The organism is Actinomyces sp. S6-Spd3, assembly GCF_000758755.1.
Classification (GTDB): Bacteria; Actinomycetota; Actinomycetes; order Actinomycetales; family Actinomycetaceae; genus Pauljensenia.
Genome location: NZ_JRMV01000281.1, coordinates 395,725 through 413,376 on the forward strand (window position 1 = coordinate 395,725; position 17,652 = coordinate 413,376).

General features: G+C 54.0%; 17 protein-coding genes. 6 read left to right on the forward strand and 11 right to left on the reverse strand.

Going from position 1 to position 17,652, the window contains the following annotated elements; genetic code table 11:
• Positions 1 to 13 precede the first annotated feature (13 nt).
• Positions 14 to 1,999, reverse strand: a complete 1,986-nt coding sequence (gene pknB / locus HMPREF1627_RS08920; RefSeq protein WP_034503059.1) for a Stk1 family PASTA domain-containing Ser/Thr kinase — start codon at positions 1,997 to 1,999, stop codon at positions 14 to 16.
• A 96-nt stretch (positions 2,000 to 2,095) separates the two neighbouring features.
• Between pknB and HMPREF1627_RS08925 the strand changes: the two genes are divergently transcribed.
• Complete coding sequence (locus tag HMPREF1627_RS08925) at positions 2,096 to 2,446, forward strand: Rv2175c family DNA-binding protein (RefSeq protein WP_052040916.1); 351 nt, start codon at positions 2,096 to 2,098, stop codon at positions 2,444 to 2,446.
• 26 nt (positions 2,447 to 2,472) lie between these two features.
• On the opposite strand, the gene HMPREF1627_RS08930 is transcribed toward HMPREF1627_RS08925, so the two are convergent.
• Complete coding sequence (locus HMPREF1627_RS08930; protein ID WP_034503062.1) at positions 2,473 to 3,564, reverse strand: polyprenyl synthetase family protein; 1,092 nt, start codon at positions 3,562 to 3,564, stop codon at positions 2,473 to 2,475.
• Between the two features lie 76 nt (positions 3,565 to 3,640).
• Between HMPREF1627_RS08930 and HMPREF1627_RS08935 the strand changes: the two genes are divergently transcribed.
• Together HMPREF1627_RS08935 and HMPREF1627_RS08940 are read left to right on the forward strand one after the other, a co-directional pair.
• Positions 3,641 to 4,042 (forward strand): universal stress protein, encoded by a 402-nt coding sequence (locus HMPREF1627_RS08935; RefSeq protein ID WP_034503065.1) that lies wholly within the window; start codon positions 3,641 to 3,643, stop codon positions 4,040 to 4,042.
• A 107-nt stretch (positions 4,043 to 4,149) separates the two neighbouring features.
• The gene (locus HMPREF1627_RS08940) at positions 4,150 to 5,835 is read left to right on the forward strand and encodes an RNA polymerase sigma factor (RefSeq protein WP_034503069.1); all 1,686 of its coding nucleotides are present in this window, start codon (positions 4,150 to 4,152) and stop codon (positions 5,833 to 5,835) included.
• Positions 5,836 to 5,916: 81 nt separating this feature from the next.
• Here the strand turns inward: HMPREF1627_RS08940 and HMPREF1627_RS08945 are convergent, their stop codons facing one another.
• The 3 genes from HMPREF1627_RS08945 to HMPREF1627_RS08955 are packed head-to-tail and all read right to left on the reverse strand — an operon-like array spanning position 5,917 to position 7,136.
• A complete protein-coding gene (locus tag HMPREF1627_RS08945; RefSeq protein ID WP_034503073.1) occupies positions 5,917 to 6,381 on the reverse strand; it encodes a YbjN domain-containing protein in 465 nt (154 codons plus the stop codon).
• Positions 6,382 to 6,399: 18 nt separating this feature from the next.
• Entirely contained in the window at positions 6,400 to 6,855 is a 456-nt protein-coding gene (locus tag HMPREF1627_RS08950; protein ID WP_034503076.1) for a YbjN domain-containing protein, read from the reverse strand.
• Positions 6,856 to 6,914: 59 nt separating this feature from the next.
• Positions 6,915 to 7,136 carry a DUF7455 domain-containing protein gene (locus tag HMPREF1627_RS08955; RefSeq protein ID WP_034503079.1) on the reverse strand — a complete coding sequence of 74 codons (222 nt, stop codon included), beginning with the start codon at positions 7,134 to 7,136 and terminating at the stop codon, positions 6,915 to 6,917.
• Positions 7,137 to 7,281: 145 nt separating this feature from the next.
• On the opposite strand from HMPREF1627_RS08955, the gene HMPREF1627_RS08960 reads away from it, so the two are divergent.
• The 3 genes from HMPREF1627_RS08960 to HMPREF1627_RS08970 are packed head-to-tail and all read left to right on the forward strand — an operon-like array spanning position 7,282 to position 11,508.
• The gene (locus HMPREF1627_RS08960) at positions 7,282 to 9,390 is read left to right on the forward strand and encodes a DNA gyrase/topoisomerase IV subunit B (protein WP_034503084.1); all 2,109 of its coding nucleotides are present in this window, start codon (positions 7,282 to 7,284) and stop codon (positions 9,388 to 9,390) included.
• Between the two features lie 58 nt (positions 9,391 to 9,448).
• A complete protein-coding gene (locus HMPREF1627_RS08965; RefSeq protein ID WP_034503087.1) occupies positions 9,449 to 10,468 on the forward strand; it encodes a GNAT family N-acetyltransferase in 1,020 nt (339 codons plus the stop codon).
• Positions 10,469 to 10,482: 14 nt separating this feature from the next.
• The gene (locus HMPREF1627_RS08970) at positions 10,483 to 11,508 is read left to right on the forward strand and encodes a GNAT family N-acetyltransferase (RefSeq protein WP_034503091.1); all 1,026 of its coding nucleotides are present in this window, start codon (positions 10,483 to 10,485) and stop codon (positions 11,506 to 11,508) included.
• A 45-nt stretch (positions 11,509 to 11,553) separates the two neighbouring features.
• On the opposite strand, the gene HMPREF1627_RS08975 is transcribed toward HMPREF1627_RS08970, so the two are convergent.
• The 6 genes from HMPREF1627_RS08975 to sucB form a co-directional block, all read right to left on the reverse strand.
• The gene (locus HMPREF1627_RS08975; protein ID WP_034503095.1) at positions 11,554 to 12,330 is read right to left on the reverse strand and encodes an amino acid ABC transporter ATP-binding protein; all 777 of its coding nucleotides are present in this window, start codon (positions 12,328 to 12,330) and stop codon (positions 11,554 to 11,556) included.
• Positions 12,327 to 13,220, reverse strand: a complete 894-nt coding sequence (locus tag HMPREF1627_RS08980) for an amino acid ABC transporter permease (protein ID WP_034503099.1) — start codon at positions 13,218 to 13,220, stop codon at positions 12,327 to 12,329. The genes HMPREF1627_RS08975 and HMPREF1627_RS08980 overlap by 4 nt, the downstream gene beginning before the upstream one ends.
• A gap of 33 nt (positions 13,221 to 13,253) precedes the next feature.
• Entirely contained in the window at positions 13,254 to 14,186 is a 933-nt protein-coding gene (locus HMPREF1627_RS08985) for an ABC transporter substrate-binding protein (RefSeq protein ID WP_034503102.1), read from the reverse strand.
• A gap of 127 nt (positions 14,187 to 14,313) precedes the next feature.
• Complete coding sequence (locus HMPREF1627_RS08990) at positions 14,314 to 15,009, reverse strand: DUF4191 domain-containing protein (protein WP_034503106.1); 696 nt, start codon at positions 15,007 to 15,009, stop codon at positions 14,314 to 14,316.
• Between the two features lie 94 nt (positions 15,010 to 15,103).
• Entirely contained in the window at positions 15,104 to 15,682 is a 579-nt protein-coding gene (locus tag HMPREF1627_RS08995) for a YagU family protein (RefSeq protein WP_034503110.1), read from the reverse strand.
• 194 nt (positions 15,683 to 15,876) lie between these two features.
• Positions 15,877 to 17,649 carry a 2-oxoglutarate dehydrogenase, E2 component, dihydrolipoamide succinyltransferase gene (gene sucB / locus HMPREF1627_RS09000; RefSeq protein WP_034503114.1) on the reverse strand — a complete coding sequence of 591 codons (1,773 nt, stop codon included), beginning with the start codon at positions 17,647 to 17,649 and terminating at the stop codon, positions 15,877 to 15,879.
• Positions 17,650 to 17,652 lie beyond the last annotated feature (3 nt).

Consider the following 17,652-nt stretch of genomic DNA (forward strand, 5'->3'; position numbering starts at 1 on the left):
TGGTAGTGGTGTTTTAGACGATCGTCAAAGTCACGGTAGTGCCACGAGGAACAACGGTTCCAGCTGCGGGGTTCGAGGAACGCACGGTTCCAAAAAGGCCACCCATGAATCGTTCAACGCGTACCTGTAGACCAGCTGCCTCGAGAGCCGAACGTGCTTGGCTTTCTTGTAAACCTTGAACGGTGGGCACCTCGACGGTTTCGGGTCCCTTGGACACGGTATATTGCACCTTGTCCCCGCGGTGAAGGGTTGTTCCGGCGGCGGTTTCTTGGGAAATAACGGTTCCTTGGGCAACCGTCGATGAGAACGCTTCCGTCGCTTCAGGAACCAAGCCCATCGATTCGAGGGTCTGTCGAACTTCTTCGGCGCTCTTGCCGCCAAGAGCCGGTACGCTCAGGGGTTCGCGTCCTTTAGAGACAACAAAGTCAACCTTCGTATCGTGGCGAATAGAGGAACCGGCCTCGACTGATTGCGAAATAATCTTGCCCTTTTCGATATCCTCTGACCAGTCCTCGGTCACATTTCCAACGGCAAGACCGCTGGTTGTCAGGGCATTCTTCGCAGCGTCAGTCGCCATTCCCTTCAGATTCGGCGCAGTCCGCATATCGACGCCCTTTGATACGACGACGAGGACCTCAGCGCGCTTGTGGACTCTGTCTTGGCTGCCTGGAGTCGTTGAAATAACGATTCCTGTTTGGACAGTATCGGAGAAGTCCTCGCGCTCTTGGAACTTCAGGTGAAGCGTGCGTAGATCATTCTCCACATCGGTAACCGTGCGGCCATCGGTGACCGGCATAGTGATATATGAACCCGGCCCGTATTCGTGCCACCACCACAATCCGCCGATGACGCCGACGATAAGGAGGGACATGATCAACGCCGCGAACTTGCCAAAACGGCTACGGCGCGTCTTTCGGTGAGCAACCTGCGTTAGTCCACCGGAGACATGGACAATAGCCTGAGATGTCGCGGGAAGCTTTTGTGCTGGCAGGGGAGCGGTGAGTTCAACGAGGCCCAGCGCAGCTGTTTTGTGCTCGCCATCCTCTTCTGCGGCTTCGATTTCAGCGCGTTTACCGGCAATCTCAGCTGGGATGGATGCTCGTGCGCGTAGTAAAAGATCAAGAGCCTCTTGAGCATCTAAAGGACGATTTTCGGGATCCTTCGCAGCAAGCGCTGCGACAAGATCGTCAAGCTCACGAGGGATCCAGGGTTCGAATTCTGAGGGAAGGGGAACGGAGTCATTGACGTGGTGATAGGCCATTTGCATGGCGGTTTCACCTTGCCACGGAACCGCGCCGGTGAGCATTTCGTAGAGCATGATGCCTACGGCATAAATGTCGGTTCGTGCGTCGCAGACACCACTTGTCGCAATTTCGGGTGCCATGTAGGCAACCGTTCCGAGCATCGAGCCGGTCGTGGACATCGAGACTTCGGATGCCGCGCGTGCAAGACCAAAATCGGTGACGCGGACGGGCCCCTCACTGGGAACAAGAACATTTTCTGGTTTGATATCCCGGTGGATGACGCCAACACGGTGGGCGGCGCGCAATGCCTCGAGGATGTCTTGCGTGTACTGCAGAGATTGTGAAACCGTAAAGGCGCCTTGCGCCTGTAGCAGCGCGCGCAGGTTAGTCCCATCGATGAGCTCCATCACCAAGAAGCCCTGGCCGTGGATGACACCTTGATCAAATACGGAAACAACTCCGGGGGACACAATACGCGCGGACGCGCGAGCTTCGCGGCGGAATCGAGCGACGAAGTCCGCTGATTCAGCTAAGTGAGGATGCATGACTTTGAGGGCGACAGGTCGATCAAGGCGCTCGTCATGGGCGACATATACGGTCGCCATTCCGCCTCGGGCAAGGCGTGCCTGAATCCTGTAGCGATCATCTACAAGTAAGCCGATCAAGGGATCAGCGGGCATAGATGAGTCTTGACCGTCAGCGTCGATGTGTTCATCACTGCGGTTGTCGGGTTCAAATTCCGTCTCAGAAGTCATCAGTGCGATTTTACTGGAGATTTCAGGGAATGTGCTCACGATATCCCGCGTGCCGTAGCGAAGCACTGCCAGCTAAGGGCGCGATATCATAAAGCCATGAGTGAAACCGTTGCCCTGTATTCCGTTGATGAGGTAGCTCGAAAGCTTGGCATTGAACCGCGCCGCGTGAAGCAACTGATTCGTGACCACATTCTTTTCCAGTACACCAACGCTGCAGGTGAAACTGGAATTCCTCAGGAAATTCTGATTAAGGGGAAAGACGGTTATGAGCCGCTCTATAACCTTCCGGGCACGCTCACACTCTTGTCCGATGGCGGGTTTTCCCCTGAAGAGGCTGCGCAGTGGCTGTACACCGAGCACGATGAACTGGGAGAAACTCCGATGCAGGCGCTTCTGGGCGGGCGTCATCATCGGGTGAACCGTATCGCTTCTGCTTTGGCTTTCTAAGCGGGGGCGGCAAACGACTGTTTGCCTCACTTTGAGCGTTTGATAAGCATCGCTGCAACCTGAGAGAGGGTATCGCGCTGCTCGGGAGTGAAGCGACTGGATTCGAGGGCTAAGAATCCCTGTGCTTCGAAGGTTGAGATCACTTCTTCGTGCAGTTTCCGTCCCCTGCGAGCGACAATATCTCGCAGCTCATCGAGCTCGTGGTGAGTCATCTCAGGATTGCCGAGGCGGCGCGCGAGTTTTTCACGTTCGCTTGTACTTGCGTTTTGCCAGGTCAGTGCGAGTAGATATGTTCTCTTTCCTTCGCGCAGGTCATCGCCTGCTCCCTTGCCAGTGATCTGTGGATCTCCAAATACGCCTAATTCATCATCGCGGAGTTGGAAGGCGTGACCCCATGGAGCCAAGACCATACCGAGAGCATCTGCGTCAAGGGGAGAAGCGCCCATAGCGAGGGCACCCAATGTTGCTGGAATGACAACTGAATAGTTGGCAGCTTTATGGGAAACGATGGTCAATGCGGTTGAGGCATTAATTGCCTCGGAATCATTGGTATCAAGAGGACGCTGCTCGGCGGAAATGTCGAGAAATTGACCAATAGCAACCTCGGCATGCATGCGCGCGTAGAGCTGCATGACGGGATCGCGGTAATGGGATAAGTTCTCGCACTGACGAATCATCGCGGATTCAGCGGCAGAGAAGAGAAGATCTCCGGCAAGGATCGCGGAACTGATTCCGAAGTCTTCGCTATCGCCTCGGAAATGGGTAGAACGATGGTAGGAGGAAAAAGCCGCATGCGCGGAGGGATTACCGCGCCGCGTGGGGGCGTGGTCGATGATGTCATCGTGGACGAGTGCGCTTGCCTGGTAGAGCTCAAGTGAGGCGCCTAAATCATCCAAAGGTAAAGTCTCAATGGGAGCATGAGTGAAGAGGCTGCCACCAACAAAAGCAAGGAAAGCACGGAAACGCTTACCTTCTTCAAGGCTCTTATGGCAAATCTCCAGCAGGGGAGTGACCTGCTCAGAGGGGGCAATCGAGTTTGCGAGCTCGGCCAAAATACTGTGGCTTCGTTCCTCAATTCGAGGTGCTAAAGAAAGTAGTTGCTCGCTCAAAACGCTCATGTGCCCAGTCTATAAAACATTCATACGCTACCTAGCGCTCATGTTTATCATGAGAGAAAACGTGAGGAGAACGATTGTGGCAATTGTTGTGAGCTATTACGGGAATCGTGAATCGGATGCTGCCTTGGACGAAGCTGTTCGCGTGGCATCGTGGATGCGAACATCTCTCATGATTGTCGTAGCTTCGCACGATTGCGGTGGGACGTTCTCAGACGAAAATACTGCCGAAGCCCACCTGTGGGAACGCTTAGAGGGAACCGAAGTTTCCTTTGAAGTCAAGCGTTGCCGGAGGGACATGTCAATGTCTGAAACAGTCTTGGAATACGCACGTGTTCTTGACGCTGACATGATCGTTATCGGATTGCGACCCGGCGGTTCACAACGGACAACAATTGGCAATACTGCAACAGAAATTCTGCTCGATGCGCCGTGCCCGGTGATGACGTCTTCGTGGCGTTTTGATGGTCACGCCGCGTAAGAACGCATTTTGTCTTGCCTTTCGAGCTGCGCACGTCAAGGTCTGACAGTTATAATTGTAGGCAGTATGTCGCCGTCCAGTGGATTGGCGGCTAATTTTGTCCACCCATGAAAGGGATTCGAGTGTCTCCATCCCGCGCTACCGGCGCTCGCGATACTGAAGCTGAACCCACTCAGTCGAAGAAGGCAACTCGTACGCGGCGCTCGTCTCAGGCTACACAGACGTCTGTAGAAACGGAAGAGACTGCCACGCCGAAGAAAGCGACAGCAAAGAAGGCTAGGAAAACTACGGCTTCAAAGGATGATGCTTCCGTAAAGACGGAGGAGACTGCGCCCAAGAAGCGCCGCGCGACAAAGAAGGCAACGGCCGCTCAAGAAGAGTCTCCTGCACAAGCAGAGGAAGCCGCTCCGAAGAAGCACCGCACCACAAAGAAGGCTCAAGAGCAAGAAGTAGCGAAGCCTGAAGCAGAGAAGAAGCCTCGCGCAACCCGCAAGAAGGCGGCGAAGGACGCGCAAACTGAAGGCACGGAAGAGGCTCCCAAGCGCGCGAAGCGCACGCGCAAGAAGGCAGCTGAGGTCGAAGAAACTCCTCAAGAAGTCGTACCCGCGCAAGACGATGAGGAACTCGAAGGCGACATCACCGAAGACGCCGATCTCGAAGAAGTCGAAGACATTGAACCCGATGTCGATGATCTGGAAGATCCCGAGATCGAAACTGACGATGACGACGTAGAAGACAAAGATTCTGAAGATGATGAGTCTTCTGCACATGACCAAGATTCGAAGCCGCAGAGCGCTGCTGAACTTCGTTCGAAGGGCGGATTCGTCGTTTCTGACTCGGATGAAACAGATGAACCAGTCCAGCAGGTTACAGTCGCTGGCGCAACGGCCGACCCGGTGAAGGACTACCTCAAGCAAATCGGTAAGGTCTCCCTGCTCAATGCCGAACAAGAAGTTGATCTTGCTCGTCGTATTGAAGCCGGTCTCTACGCTGAGGAAATCCTCAAGACGAGTTCGAATGAGAAGAGCTCTCGCGAACGCCGTGAGCTGCATATTTTGGCTCAAGATGGTCAGCAGGCAAAGAACCACCTCCTCGAGGCCAACCTGCGTCTTGTAGTTTCGCTTGCGAAGCGTTACACCGGACGCGGTATGCAATTCTTGGACCTGATTCAGGAAGGAAACCTGGGTCTGATTCGCGCAGTTGAGAAGTTCGACTACACGAAGGGCTACAAGTTCTCGACCTACGCTACGTGGTGGATTCGCCAGGCAATTACGCGTGCTATGGCGGACCAGGCGCGAACCATTCGCATCCCTGTCCACATGGTTGAAGTCATCAATAAGCTCGCGCGCGTTCAGCGTCAGATGCTTCAAGATCTTGGCCGTGAACCCACTCCTGAAGAATTGGCGAAGGAACTGGATATGACACCGGAGAAGGTCGTCGAGGTCCAGAAGTACGGTCGCGAACCTATTTCTTTGCACACTCCTTTGGGTGAAGACGGCGATAGCGAATTTGGCGATCTGATTGAGGACTCCGAAGCAATCGTCCCCGCAGACGCAGTGTCCTTCACGCTTTTGCAAGAACAACTTCACCGTGTCCTCGATACGCTTTCTGAGCGTGAGGCAGGGGTTGTTTCTATGCGTTTCGGCTTGGGAGATGGCCAGCCGAAGACTCTTGATGAGATCGGTAAGGTCTACGGTGTCACGCGTGAGCGTATCCGCCAGATCGAGTCGAAGACCATGTCCAAGCTGCGTCATCCCTCACGTTCGCAGGTGTTGCGCGACTACTTGGACTGATAGAGCCGTTTATAAACTTAAGTGGCCGGGACCTATTAGGTCCCGGCCACTTAAGTATCGCTCTACGAGCGCAAAAGACGATCAGTCGTCCTCTTCCTTCTCGATGCCCAGCGTCTCACGAATGTGATCGTAGAGAGAAAGCTGAGTGGCGATCGAGCAGTTGATCTGCTGAAGCAGCTGGGCGTCGGTTGCTCCATGCTCGTAATCGACATTGACCTCTGTCATCACGCGCAGGGTGCCATCGTCGGTGGGAGCATAGAAGGCCTTCGGCCAGATACGATCGCGGTGCCAGTCTTCGATGACACCGTTGAGCTCTGCTTCTTGTTCCATGGGAACTTCTTCTGCCATGCGCGAAGTCACGGACAGGATTTCATTCATCTGTCCCATGAAGAGGAAGAAGAACGGTGCGCCGTCCCAGCGGCCGCATACGTCGTCGTCATCATCGCGACCGTAGTACCAGCCCTGGCCATCGAAAATCTTCTCGATGCGTTCTTTCGAAATGGGGCGTACGGAATCGCCAGATTCACTGCTGCTGAACCAACCCATATTGACGTCTCCTTTGTGTCACATTCCCAGAGCTGCGCCCAGCTCACGGTAGAACTCGGAAGCGGTTCCAAGAGCACAGCTGACCTGCTGGTTGATCTGTGCGTCGGTTGCGCCATGTTCCCAATCGATTGAATTTTCGCAGAAGATGCGGACCACACCTTCATCGTTAATGCGGTGGTACGCCTTCGGCCACAACTTCGTGCGGTGCCATTCGCGGATGAATGCGCGTGCTTCTTCGAGCTTCTCCATGGGGACCGAGAGGTGCCACAGGGACTGAATGTGAAGAATTTCCTTGTTTTCGCCTCGGAGCATGAAGTAGAACTGGTCGTCGTCCCACGTGCCGCCAAGGTCACCATCGGAATCTACGAAGTAGTGCCACCCGCGTTCTTTAAAGAGGTCGATCAGACGTTCCTGGCTGATCGGTGGGGTGAGTGGGGCCTCTTCGGCCGGCTTTGGTCGTGAAAACAGACCCATGTTTGTTTCCTCCTTGGAAGGGATTGTCGTTCCAATGATAGGGGATAGCCCCTAGAAAGTCAGGATCCTTGTGTGAAGTAATTGCGCTCATCAATAATGTCGAGGGCCTTCGGGGCAATTGCATCGAGATGCTGATTGGCATGATGCGCGCAGAAGTTTAGCGTTCCCGTAGCAAGAGTGACTCGCACCCACGCGCGTGCTCCGCATTGATCACAACGATCTTGAGCGGTCAGAATCGGGGGAAGTGTCTGTCGTGCATTCTCAGTTGTTACGGTATCCATGCATCTATAAGACCACGTTAAAGTCGATCAAGAAGCAAAAAATGGCTTTTTCTGCCAACGGCCGAAAATCTGGAAACGTATCACAATTTGTCGATTTCGGTGCGTGAGCGTCTGAGTTGACCGATGCACTTCGTACACTGTCTGGGTGAGTGAAACCCAAGCCTCAGACTACTCCGCACGGCATCTATCGGTTCTCGAAGGACTCGAGGCCGTTCGTAAGCGCCCCGGCATGTACATCGGATCGACCGACCACCGTGGACTCATGCACTGCCTCTGGGAGATTATTGATAATGCGGTCGACGAGGCCTTGGAAGGATACTGCGACACGATCGATGTGCGCTTACATCCTGACCATTCGGCTTCAGTTTCCGATAATGGCCGTGGTATTCCCGTAGACGATGTCCCTGGAGTTGGTCTTTCGGGTGTGGAAGTTGTTTTCACAAAGCTCCACGCCGGTGGAAAGTTTGGAAATGGCTCTTATGCTGCCTCGGGTGGCCTTCACGGTGTCGGTGCCTCTGTTGTGAATGCTCTTTCGGCGCGAATGGACGTCGAGGTCGACCGCGGTGGTAAGACTTGGCAGATGTGTTTCAGGCGAGGAGAGCCCGGCGAATTCGATGATTCTCGTCAGCGCACCCCGAACTCTCCCTTCCAAGCTTTTACTGATGAGTCTCGCCTGAAGACGATCGCTAAAGTCTCAAAGAAAAAGACTGGCACTAGAGTTCGTTTTTGGGCGGACTATCAGATTTTCCCTTCAGATGAAGGCTTTACCTGGGACACTCTTCTTGCCCGAGCCCGCCAAACGGCTTTTTTGGTTCCTGGTCTGACGATCAATTGCTTTGATGAACGCGGCGAAGAAACAATTCACGAATCATTCCGTTTCGACGGGGGCGTTGTCGATTTTGTTGATTGGCTCGCTACTGATGGCCCTGTGACGGATACCTGGCACATCCAAGGTGAAGGTACCTTTACGGAAACCGTGCAAGCTTTGGATCCTGAAAGCGGTCATTTGAAGGCCGTTGAAACTGAACGCACGTGTGAAGTTGACTGTGCTCTGCGATGGGGAATTGGCTATGAGGCACAGCTTCAATCCTTCGTTAACATCATCGCAACGCCTAAGGGCGGAACCCACGTTGCGGGCTTTGAACAGGCCGTTTTGAAGGTGCTTCGTGCCCAGGTCGATAAGAATGCGCGCAAACTGAAAGTTTCGGCTAAGGACGGTCGTCCTGAGAAAGACGACGTATTAGCTGGTTTGACCGCGGTTGTCACTGTTCGTTTCCCTGAACCTCAGTTTGAGGGGCAAACAAAGGAAATTCTGGGGACGCCGCAGATTCGTTCAGTTGTTGCCCGCGTGGTCGGCGACTGGCTCGAGGCGAAATTTGCTTCCTCCAAGCGCGACGATAAGCAGCAAACCAGCGCACTTTTGGACAAAGTCGTTGGAGAAATGAAAGCGCGTGTCTCAGCGCGCATTCACAAAGAAATCTCCCGTCGCAAAAACGCATTGGAGACTTCTTCTCTTCCTGCAAAACTTGCAGATTGCCGAGCAGAAGATGTCGAACAGACCGAGCTTTTTATTGTCGAGGGTGACTCGGCGCTTGGAACCGCAAAGGCGGCGCGTAATTCACAGTACCAGGCGCTGTTCCCGATTCGAGGGAAGATCCTCAATGTCCAGAAGGCCTCGACTGCCGATATGCTCGCTAATGCTGAATGCGCGAACATTATTCAGGTGATTGGCGCCGGTTCTGGACGTACCTTCGACCTTGAACAGGCTCGCTACGGCAAAGTCATTTTGATGACTGACGCGGACGTTGATGGAGCGCATATTCGTACGCTTCTCCTGACACTCTTCTTCCGCTATATGCGTCCGATGGTCGAAGCAGGACGAGTTTATGCGGCCGTTCCTCCTCTACACCGGATTGAAGTGGCTGGAAAGGGGCGAAAAGGACGGGAGTTCATCTATACGTATTCTGAAGATGAACTCCATCGCCAGCTTGCTGCTTTGCGGAAAGCGGGACGCAGTTGGAAAGAGCCGATCCAACGCTACAAAGGCCTCGGCGAAATGGACGCCGATCAGTTGGCAGAAACGACAATGGACCGTGCGCATCGCTCACTCAGGCGCATCACACTTAAAGATGAGGAGGCTCTTCGTCGCGCCGAAGACGTCTTTGAACTTCTCATGGGGCAAGTTGTTGGTCCTCGTCGTGATTTCATTGTCGAAGAAGCTGCGGGTATCGATCGTGACCGTATTGATGCCTAGGCGTTGCGCATAGATATTAACTAGGACTGAGGACCCGCTTTCCCGTAGAATATTCCCTATGAATGGACTTGCGGAGCGTTTAAAGCCGCCCGAGGTAGTCTCTTTCCCAGGTTCTCACCTCGGTTTGCGGTGGCGGCCTTTGATCCCATCGGATCTAGGTGCGGTTGCCGATTTGATCCGCGAAGTTGAGAAAGAGGATGACGCGATCTTCCGGACATCCTCGCAGGAGATTGCGGACCTGGCATTGGGGCACCTTAAGGCTTCCCCTCTCGAGGTGATCGTGGGAATCGCCCAGGATCATGGCATTGTTGCGCTTGGGAGCGTGAAAGTGTTGACCGGGGTTACCGAGGCCGCGGTTGCGATCGTCAACGCTGTCATTCATCCTCTGTGGCGAGGCCGTGGAGTCGGTCGTTCTCTTCTTCACTGGCAAGATGGCCGTGCGCGCCAGATGCTTGTCGAATATTTCGGCGCGGAATCCACTCTGCAGGCTTCGATTGCCAACTGGGTTGATGGGCACATGACGGATCGTCGACGTCTCTACATTGCTGCTGGTTTTTACGCTAAACACATGTTCCAAGTCATGTACCGAGATCTTGAAGGTTCAGAGCATCTTGCTCCGGTCCCTGAGAATATAAAGATCTGCCCGATGAGTGAGGTTTCATTTTCTCAACTGCATCGGGTGCACTCAGAAGTTTTTAGCGATCACCCTCTGGCTGAGGCTAGAGACTTCTGGTGGAACCGCGCGCTTGAAGACTATGAGGATCGCTGGTCCTTCGTTGCGCTTAGCGATGAGGGGCAGATTTGTGGGTACTGTATGGCCGGTCGGTCTGCGGAAAGCTGGATTGCCCACGGGCGCCTCGAAGCTTATATCAACACCATCGGCGTCCCTGCAGATCACCGGGGGAAAGGTATTGCCTCGGCGCTGATTTCCGCTTCGACTCGCGCTGCTGCTCACGATGGGATGAACAGAATTGGGATCGATGCGGATCTGAAGAGTCCAACGCATGCTCAATCTGTTTATGAACATCTTGGATTTGTAAATGATCGCACCCGTGTCTTTTACAGTATTGATCAGTAGAAGTGCGGTACTGAATGGTTTCATTTCAACTCGCAGGAAATCAGGACAGCATCCCGCCCTTTCCTCCAGAGCATCACGGCATTACGTGGCGTCTTCTCACCGAGGACGATCTTCACGCACTCGGTGCACTATTTGCGCGCATGGAGGCTCGCGATAACCCACCGTATCGCACAGCATTAGGTGAAGTTGCTGAAATGCTTTCTTCCTCCACTCAATGGAGAGGAATCGTTGGAATAGCAACGAAAGGAATGGCTTCGGGGCGGATGGTAGCCTTCGCCCAGACACGATTGCGTGCCTCTGGACGCATTGAATGTCTATGCCAAGGAGGAGTCGATCCTGATTTTCGTCGTATCGGGCTTGGGCGCGCCTTAGTTGACTGGCAAATTCTGTCAGCGAAGGCGATGCTTGAGCGCTATGAAGGAAACGGTGCCCGTGCGATTGTCAGCTATGTTGAAAACTGGCAAGACGATCTTGAAGGCGCACTGAAATCTCAAGGCTTCCATTGGGAACGCACATACTACGATCTGCGAGCGAAGCTGCGCCCTCTTCCTGTTATTCCTTCGCTTGGCTCGTATATTTCCATCGAGCAATGGAGCCCACAGTGGGACGAGGAATTGCGTCAGGCTGCAAACTCCATAGCCCAGCAACAGGGCATCTCGGCCATGACTGAAGAGCAATGGACCATGGGACGAAGCTCCTTCGTGCCAGAATGGTCCTTCATTGCCGTTGACCGGCGCTCCGATCGCCCCCGTATTGCGGGTTTCGTATTGTCGTCAAAGTATGAGCAAGATTGGGTCGCGCTCGGCTGGAAGGAAGGCTACATCGATCAGATCGGGGTAGGGGATGAGTGGAGGACAAGTCGAGTCCTTGACGCTCTCGTCGCAACTTCGATGTCTGCCCAAGCGGAGGATGGTATGGCACATATTGCTACCGGAATCGCGCAGGCAGAAGGCTCAGCGATGCTTTCAGTCTTTGAATACCTGGGATTTAGAGTCGTCGGTCAATCGCGATTGTATGCAATCGATGTTCCGGAGGCCTAAGCTGTCGGGCTCGACCTCCGAAACATCATCAGCATCGATTTTTCCTTAGAGAACCTTAGAGAAAAATTCTCGCGTACGAGGGCTTTGAGGACTGATAATTACTTGCTCTGGTGTTCCCTCTTCAACAACTGTTCCTCTATCCATAAAGACGACATGATCGGCGACCTCGCGCGCGAAACCAACTTCATGGGTAACGACAACCATTGTCATTCCCGCCTGCGCGAGGTTTTGCATAACTGTCAGTACCTCGCCAACTAACTCGGGGTCGAGAGCTGAAGTCGGCTCATCGAAGAGCATGAGTTCCGGTTTCATCGCGAGTGCGCGAGCGATTGCCACGCGCTGTTGCTGGCCACCTGAGAGCTGCGAAGGATAATGGTTGAGCCGATCTCCTAAACCGACCAATTCCAAATATTCCTGTGCTTCTTCTCTTACTTCATTCCGGGCCCGATCCAAGACGTGGATCGGGCCTTCCATCACGTTCTCTAGTGCAGTCATATGCGGGAAAAGGTTGAAGCGTTGGAACACCATGCCGATCTGCGAGCGTTGGGCAGCGATTTGCTGATCCGTCAGGTCGTAATAGACGCCGGTATTTGGATCCTTTCTGTAACCCAGAAGCTCACCATCAATCAGGATTTCCCCGGCAGATATCGTTTCCAACTGGTTTAAGCAACGAAGCAGAGTCGATTTACCTGATCCAGATGGCCCCATGATGACACAAACCTCTCCATTGGCAATATCGAGGTTGATTCCACGGAGGACATGGAGGTCACCAAAGAACTTGTGAACGCTGTCGATGTGGATAAGCGCGGTTTGGTCTGTCATGGGGTTACCTCAATGAAAGTCGTGTCTCCAGGTGATGTCGAGTCAAAGCCCTTACCAAAGTGATGCTCAATGCGGCTCTGAATTCGCATGAGGATACTTGTGACGATCAGATACCAGATCGCAGCCGCGATGAGCAGAGGCACTGGTTGGAAAAGTTCTTGCCCTTTTTGGTTAGCCACGAAGGTCAATTCCAAGGTGTAAGGAATTGCGCTGACCAAAGAAGTCGTCTTGAGCATCGAGATAGTTTCATTCCCAATGGGAGGAACAATCACGCGCATCGCCTGAGGCAAGATGATCCGACGGAAGATTTTCCCGCGATTCATCCCCAGCGCAGTCGCTGCTTCCCACTGCCCTTGATCGACTGAGAGGATGCCGGCTCGAATAATCTCAGCGAGGTAGGCGCCTTCGTTGAGTCCAAGGCCGATGAATGCCATCCAGAAAGGAGTGAACCATGCGCGAGTTTCGAGGCTAAAACCTATTTCTGTTCCGGGGATTCCCAGAGTAATTGTCCGGTAGAGGGTCGGTAATAGAGACCAGAAGATCAACTGCGTGTAAATAGGTGTTCCACGGAAAAACCAGATGTAGGCAGAGGCCACTCCCCGTAAGACCGGGTTAATTGATTGGCGCATAACAGCCATGGTGATCGCTAGTGCCGTGCCTAAAGTCATGGACAAAACGGTTAGAACGATCGTCATGAACAGGCCTGTCATGATCATTTTTGAAAATAGCCACTTCCAGACAACATCCCACCTGAATTGCGGGTTTGTTACGAGAATATAGGCCAGCCCCAGCGCCATTAACCCCACGATGATGGCGCTAACCCAGCGGCCTAGGTGAAAAACCGGCTTTGACTGAATGAGTTTGACGCCGTCTTTGGTCTGTATAGACATGTGTGATTACCTCAAGCTTGATGAAGGTGACGCTCAGACCTGCGGATTGATCTGGGCAGTCTTGAGTGCTCCTTGGTTTGACCCGTAGGTCGATAGGATCTTTTCAACGTAACCGTTATCCATCAGGTACTGGACGGCCGCCTGAATCGCCTTTGTGAGCTGTTCGTTATCTTTGGAAACGATGATCCCCTGTGGCGCTGATTCAACAACATCACCAACCTGTTCCAAGGATCCTTCTGAACGCTCGATCGTGTAGCCAATTACGGGGGAGTCTGCGAGAGTCGCATCGTATTGTCCGCTCGCCACGCGGACAGCGATATCAGTCTGAAGGTCGTGAGGCATGATTGTTACGGCCTTTTCACCTTTATCGGTGCACTCCTTGGACAGCTGGGTGATGTAGTCAAATTGGAAGGTGCCGTTTTGGACTCCAACAGTTGTTCCGCATACATGCGTGGGATCAAAGTGCTTGGGGTTTCCTTTTGCAACAGCGAATGCCGTCCCTGTTTCAATGAAGCTGATCATGTTAACTTCCTTTTCGCGATCAGCTGTAATGGTGAAACCTGAAATGCCGACATCAAACTTTGATCCCAGAGAGGGAATGATCGTGGCAAACTCTGCGTGTTCAGTGGTTGCGCCCTTGAGGCCCATAACGTGGGCGATGGCATCGGCCATATTCACGTCATACCCAGTTGGCGTTTTCCCATCGGATTTGAAGAACTCTGCGGGCGCGTAGTCGATCGATGCGCCGTTCTTCAAGGTGCCAGCTTTCTTGACTGATTCGGGAACCAAGGCCTCGATTTCTGGAACGGCCTGGATTGATGAAGTGTCGAAGCTCAGGTCACTGCTTGTCTGCGAGCTTGATGAGGTGCCTGCGGCAGCAGGCTTTTCATCGGGATTTGAACAAGCGGTAATGCTCAGTGCGCTTAGGGCTAGGACGGATGGAATTGCAATAATCTTTGTCTTCATGATGTCTCTCCTGAACGTCTAATGCAATAACCATACATTACGATGCATATTATGCATAATGTGTCAGGGTGACATCGACAACAAAAGTGAAGGCCTGCAAACCGGTGGTCTGCAGGCCTTAGCGTGTTTAACGTCCTCGTAATGCGCGTCGATTGGGGCGAGCCCGAGCGGGATCAATTCCCTTAGGAATCGGGGCTGAACGCCTGTCGAGAGCGCTCAAACGCTGATTAACCAAGGGGACTTCGTCGCGCGTCAGATTCTTCTTGAGTTTACGAAGTTCGCGAAGCAGATTGGCGAGGCGCACCTGGCCTTTACCGGTACCTACCTGGATTGTCGTAATGGCGACATTACGCATGAGGCGCTGCGCCTTCTTGCGTTCTTGCTCGAGAAGGGGACGGACTCGAGAACTTGGGCCTTCTGAGATAAGAACAATTCCGGGGCGTCCGACGAGGCGCCAGACAAGGTCCTGCTCGGCATTAGCAGCAATCGGCTGCTCATTGACAATCCAACCATTGCGAATACGGCTAATAGCGACATATACCTGGCCAACACGTCCTTCGACTTGTGCATAGGTTGCGCGGTCGGTCAGGTTAGACAGAATGAATGTCGCAATGAGAACGCCGATTAAGAAGCCCAGGAAAGTAAGCGAGAACCAGCCTGAATGTGTCAGGGCGGCTGCAAGCACGCCCAATGCGGTTGCAACCACAACAACACCGGCCATGAGCCATCCGACCCACGGGTAGGTTCGTTGACAAATACGGAAGGCGTCCATCAAGTTGTGATAAAAACGCCGTTTCTTCTGAGGTGTACTTTTCTCGCTCATAACAGCTCCAATGTTAGCGGGTTTTTCTCACTCAAAGGAATACAAAAGGGGGTGTGAAGCTCGTTGTGAGCTTCACACCCCCCAAGTGTGATGATCAGCGGGTTGCTTCGGGAAGAGGAACCTCTGCATCGGGCTCGTGTGTGATTCGATTGCGAATATCGCGACGAACGATTTCGATCGACCACAACCATACGACGTGCCCCAAGGCCTCTGAGAAGTGCTCGGCCCAACTTTGTCCGCCCTCAACCCAGGGGAAGGGGGAGGGAACGGTACCCATCAGTGGCATGAGAATCAGGTGGAAACCGATCCATACCAAGAGGCCGAATGCTGCACCTTGCCAGAGCTTAATGCCGGGGAAGTACTCTGCAACGATGCAGTAGAACAGGGCGAAAATAATCGCAAAAGAGAAGTGGATGATGAAGGAGTAGATCGGCAAGTTATCGTTGCCGTTGAAGCTGACGGTGGTGTGCACCTGATCCGAGGTCATTCCAAGCTGCTGCAAAAGCATCTGAGGAGGATTTGTGGCATTGCGCTCAGGAGTGCGCGGAGGGAAAGGAACTTCCCAGCCGAACTTGACGATTGCCGAGAAGATACCGCCTAAAATGCCGACTGCAGCTGCGACACCAACACGACGGCGCTTGGGATCGGTCTTCTTGAAGAGATTTTTGAACATGTTCGAGCTTTTCTATCGATACTGATGAGCATGGATATTGAGCGCGTCGCGAGGCGACGCAACCCCGCATATCGGTTGACAGTTTCTCATGTTTGAACGTCGGTCGCTAGATACAGACACTGTTTCTGACGCAGTGAAATAAAGGCGGTGGGCAAGCATCAGCTTGCCCACCGCCATTTTGAAATCAGTTAGGTTTACAGACCCAGTTCTGATTCAAATGCAGCTTCTTCGAGACGGCGCTTGACGTCCATCAAGAAACGCGATGCGTCGGCGCCATCGACCAAGCGGTGGTCATAGGACAGCGACAGGTAGACCATCGAGCGGATAGCGATGGAATCGTTGCCGAGTGCATCCTTAACTACAACGGGGCGCTTCACAATAGTCCCAACACCCATGATTGCTGTTTCAGGCATGTTGAGGACCGGTGTGTCGAAGAGAGCGCCGCCCGAACCGGTGTTGGTGATCGTAAAGGTTGAACCGGACAATTCGTCCGCGCCAATGGTCGCCTCACGTGTGCGTGCTGCGAGGTCGTTGATCGACCGAGAAATGTCCGCCAAGGAAAGCTCTTGGGCTCCCTTGATGACCGGAACGAGAAGGCCTCGCTCAGTATCGACTGCAATGCCGATATTCTCGTGATCGAAGTAGGTTACTTCCTTGTCGTTGATCGTTGCGTTCACCTTTGGGTGGAAGCGCAGAGCTTCGGTAGCTGCCTTGACGAAGAACGGCAGGAAAGTGAGCTTGGTATTCTCACGCTGCGCGAAAGAATCCTTGGCGCGCGCACGTAGAGCAGCGATCTTAGTGACATCAACTTCAATGACCGTTGTGAGCTGTGCAGCGGTGCTCAGTGACTCAACCATGCGACGGGCGATGGTCTGTCGCAAACGTGACATCTTTTCCGTTGTTCCGCGCAGCGGTGAAGCCTCACGGCCGGCAAAGACGTTTTCTCCTGCCGATGCTGCAGATTGAACCGCTGGTGCAGGCGCTGGGCTAGCAGGTGCCTGCTGAGCCTGAGCAGCCTTTCGTGCTGCAATCGCAGCTTCGACATCCTCGCGGCGGATCCGTCCGCCAATACCGCTGCCCGTGATCTCAGCAAGGTCGATACCTGCTTCGCGGGCAAGCTTGCGCACGATCGGCGTGACATAGCCGGTAGCTGTCACTTCAGCAGGTGCCGGGGTGGCAAGTTCGCCCTTTGCTGCGGTTTCAGCCAACGAGGCCACAGTCGGGAACGGGCTGACCGGAGCAGGTGCGCTCGGCGTAGGTGCGACAGGCGCAGGTGCTGCGGGAGCTGCCGGAGCAGAAACAGCAGGCGCAACCGGTGCTGGCGCGCTTGCTGCGGGCGCGACCGGCTGAGCAGGCGCAGCGCTACCCGTGGGTGCCTGAGCAGAAATAACAGCCAAGACAGTGCCCACCTCGACAGTATCGTCTTCGGCTACGCGGATCTCTGCTAGGAAACCAGCGGCGGGGGAGGGAACCTCTGAATCTACCTTGTCGGTCGAAACTTCAACCAGAGGCTCGTCGAGTTCAACGGCATCGCCGAGGGACTTCAGCCACGTGGTGACGGTGCCTTCGGTGACGGACTCACCCAATGCCGGCATAAGTACCTCGGTTCCGGCGACTGGCGACGAGGCAGCCGGAGCGGGAGCCGAAACAGGTGCTTCGATGGGAGCGGAAGAGGTGGGCTCGGGAGCGCTTTCTTGTGCGGGCGCGGGGCCATCTTGAGGGGCCTCGGAAGGATCTCCAATAACGGCCAGCTGTGTGCCGACCTCAACGGTCTCATCTTCTGCAACGAGAATCTGCAGAAGAACGCCCGCTGCTGGGGAGGGAACTTCAGAGTCCACTTTATCTGTGGAAACCTCGACTAAGGGCTCATCGAGTGCGACGGTATCGCCCACGGATTTCAGCCAGGTGGTGACGGTGCCTTCTGTTACCGACTCACCCAAAGCGGGCATGATCACTGCGGTTGCCATGTT